Here is a 2,870-nt window from a genome sequence, read left to right on the forward strand (position 1 = left end):
CTTCGTCGTGGTGTCCTTTGTCGGCGTCCGAAGTTTGTTGATCTTGCTTTCGGTGAGCGGGGAATATTTGTTTTCTATCATCCAGAGGTAAAACTGCTTGAGGATGGCGATGAAATCGCTGATGGTGTTCTGTTTGAATGGCTTCTCACGGCTGCTCTTTGCATTTCTCAGCTCAGGGATTGCAGCGTAAAGATCACCGATTGTGTTGTCGGCAAACGGCCCGATGAACCGGCGCCAGGAGATCAGCGTGAAGGTAAGCTTGTTCGCCCGCCCTGCGCTGATGTTCTTGCAGGACCGGAGTTCTGCAATGAATTCCCGGATCTGGGCGGCATCGACCGTCGTGATAGTAAAGTCCTGAAGGGCGGCCTTGATTGCGTTTTCTGCCAGATCTGTCCTGACTGGATGAAAAGCGCTGCTCGTAAGCAACTGTGCGACTGGGTAAGTCATAGAGAAATGTCTGAAATGACGGGTTTAAAAAGAAGACTGAACGATTCTAACTTCGCATCCAGATGCGAGGGATGGGATTCGAACCCAAGAACTCCTACGAGACTAGGCCCTCAACCTAGCGCCTTTGACCTGGCTTGGCTACCCTCGCTTTGTGCCATAACAAAGAGGTTGTCAATCTAATAAAAACTTGTGTAAGTTCGTTTCTTTCCGGCCGATGATGGAGGGGAGCGCAGGAGCGGCACGCAGGTGTTGCGGGCAGGACCCGGTGCGATGGTGCACCTGAGAAAAACCGGTAACCGGCGTCGTTCAATGGTGCCGCGGAATAAGCATCGCTGTATATTTATACGCGCCGTGACCAGTGCTTAAGTATGTGGTCTGACATCATCCACGAGTTTTCAGACTCACCCTCGCAGAGCCGCGTGGTGCGGTTCCTGCTCGAGAACGGGTTCGGGGTACGGGAGGACGGCAGGATCAGCTGCAACGGGATCGAGGTGCCGGCAACCGCCGTGGCAAAGGCGATCGGCTCGGACCGTCGGGTTGTCGATTCCACGGCACGCCACATCCTCGACCGGCCGATGCTCCGCGAGATCTTCTTAAACATGCGGGCAACACCGGACCTCTCCCGGGTTGCCGAGAAACTCGGGTATACCGTTATCACGGTGCTCCCCCGTGATGCAAACGAGAAGGGCATTGTCGGTGCAGCTGTTCGTGTCCTCACCGAACACAACCTTTCGATCCGGCAGATCTTCGTCACCGATCCCCAGCTCTCGGAGGAACCCAAGCTGGTGATCATTATCGAAGATAGTCTTCCGACGGGCACAATCGAAGCCGTCCGTGCGCTCCCGCAGGTAAAACAGGTTATCATCTAAATCCGAAAGGTTCATCAGAACCTGAAGGTCGGCTTCGCCTTCCTTCAGATCGCCGAGATTCGAAGAGTTCTGCCGAACTCTTCTCATCCTCAGGGTTCTGATGAACCCTTCGGATTCTCCGACCTCTCCGAACCCTGAGGAAGAGAAGTTTTCTGTTAAGAAAACTTCGAACAGTGAAGTTGAGAAGACTCGAGCGGGCCGGTTCTCTTTTATTTTCGGGTGCTACAGAGTTGTTCTACTTCCTGCGAAAGGCGGTACATCCGCTGGCGTACTTCCCCAGGAAGATGGCTAGCAGAGGCAAGGCACTCCTCAATCGTCACGCGGGTGGTGCCGGCAATGAGGTTGTCAGCGTGGGTCACGATCTTCTCTTCGATTGTCCTTGGCATGCAGTCACGGGCATCAAGGCCAAGCGCCACGCATTCTTCAGCCGTGAGGCCGGCACCCAGGTGACATTCGACAATCCTCACAACCGGTTCGGGAAATCCCCAGGAGCGGAGCAGGTCAGCGCCTGCCTGGGCGTGCCGGACCGAGTGGTCGATGCTCCGCCCGATATCATGGAGCCAGGCACCGGTCTCGACAAGAGAATCGTTGGCATCCGGACAGCGGGCTGCATAGTCGCAGGCGCAATCCCGGACCGCACGGCAGTGATCGACGACTTTTCTGCTGCAGCCTGCCTCCCGCAGCAGTTCTTCCGGCGGTATTGTTGTCCGGTCAGGCATGTCCCAGCGATTTTTTTATCGCGTCGATGCGTTCCTTTAAGGACTTGAGCAGGACCTCGTTGTCGAAATGCCCCAGCGGCTGGTCGCAGTCCGGGCACTTGAAATCCGTGTTCATGGCCTGCGGGAAGGTCATGAGCGTGTGGCAGTCCTTGCAGATGTAAAAGTCGTTCTCCTCCTCATACTTCTCGCGACGCGAGAGTTTGTCCAGCACGACTTCCATATCTTCCCGTATTGCATCGTAAATATGGTCGGTCCGGAGCTGCCAGAGGTAGGTGAGCCAGCCGGTCTCGTTGTTCTTGATCCGGTGGTACTCGGCAAGCCTCCTTTCGTACAGGGTGTAGAGCGTATGGCGGACCGAGTTTAAGTTGATCCCGGTGCTTGCGGCAAGGTCCTCGTCGCTGTGCTCGCCTTCGCGGGGAAACCGTTCGAGAAGGTTGAGCCCCTCGTCGCCGACAAGGCGGTGGAGGTAGGCGCGGACGGCCGGATCGTTCAGCGTTTCTTCGGTTGGATCCATCAGCGCATATATTGTCGGACGGTGGTAATATGCTTATCCAGCAGGGAAAGCGCCACCTCCCGGTCCGGGCCCCAGCCGTGAACACTGACAACGGCCTGGTCTTTTTCAAAAAATGTGCCCGGCCAGGGAATATCGGCCACGAACTCCCGGAGTGCGCCGAGATCCGTATTCACTGTCATATCCCGATCAGCAAACAGGATGCTGCGCGCCCTGAACTCCCGGTGCTCCGGGCGCCGGGGAAGAATGGTGCCTGTGGAGGTACCGGCATGGAGACCGAGCTAGGAGCACCCGGAAGCCACCCCCACCGTACCAACCGATCCC

Annotated in this window: 4 protein-coding genes, 1 tRNA gene and 1 pseudogene; 2 read left to right on the forward strand and 4 right to left on the reverse strand. The window is 56.6% G+C overall.

Going from position 1 to position 2,870, the window contains the following annotated elements:
* Positions 1-447: pseudogene (locus CW742_RS09775) on the reverse strand (integrase); the annotation flags it as partial.
* Positions 448-510: 63 nt separating this feature from the next.
* Positions 511-595 (reverse strand) — tRNA-Leu (locus CW742_RS09780).
* A 220-nt stretch (positions 596-815) separates the two neighbouring features.
* Between CW742_RS09780 and CW742_RS09785 the strand changes: the two genes are divergently transcribed.
* Positions 816-1,316: a regulator of amino acid metabolism, contains ACT domain protein gene (locus CW742_RS09785; RefSeq protein WP_292419773.1), complete on the forward strand. Its 501-nt coding sequence runs from the start codon at positions 816-818 to the stop codon at positions 1,314-1,316.
* A 209-nt stretch (positions 1,317-1,525) separates the two neighbouring features.
* Here CW742_RS09785 and CW742_RS09790 read toward each other — a convergent pair whose 3' ends face one another.
* Positions 1,526-2,035, reverse strand: coding sequence for an HD domain-containing protein (locus CW742_RS09790; RefSeq protein ID WP_292419777.1), 510 nt, complete (start codon positions 2,033-2,035; stop codon positions 1,526-1,528).
* On the reverse strand, positions 2,028-2,549 hold the full coding sequence (locus tag CW742_RS09795; protein ID WP_292419780.1) for a transcription factor: 522 nt from the start codon (positions 2,547-2,549) through the stop codon (positions 2,028-2,030). Before CW742_RS09795 ends, CW742_RS09790 begins: the two co-directional genes overlap by 8 nt.
* Before the next feature lie 29 nt (positions 2,550-2,578).
* On the opposite strand from CW742_RS09795, the gene CW742_RS09800 reads away from it, so the two are divergent.
* A partial coding sequence (locus tag CW742_RS09800) for a hypothetical protein (RefSeq protein WP_292419782.1) occupies positions 2,579-2,870 on the forward strand: 292 nt, incomplete at its 3' end.

The sequence above is a fragment of the Methanoregula sp. genome (assembly GCF_002835825.1).
GTDB lineage: Archaea > Halobacteriota > Methanomicrobia > Methanomicrobiales > Methanospirillaceae > Methanoregula.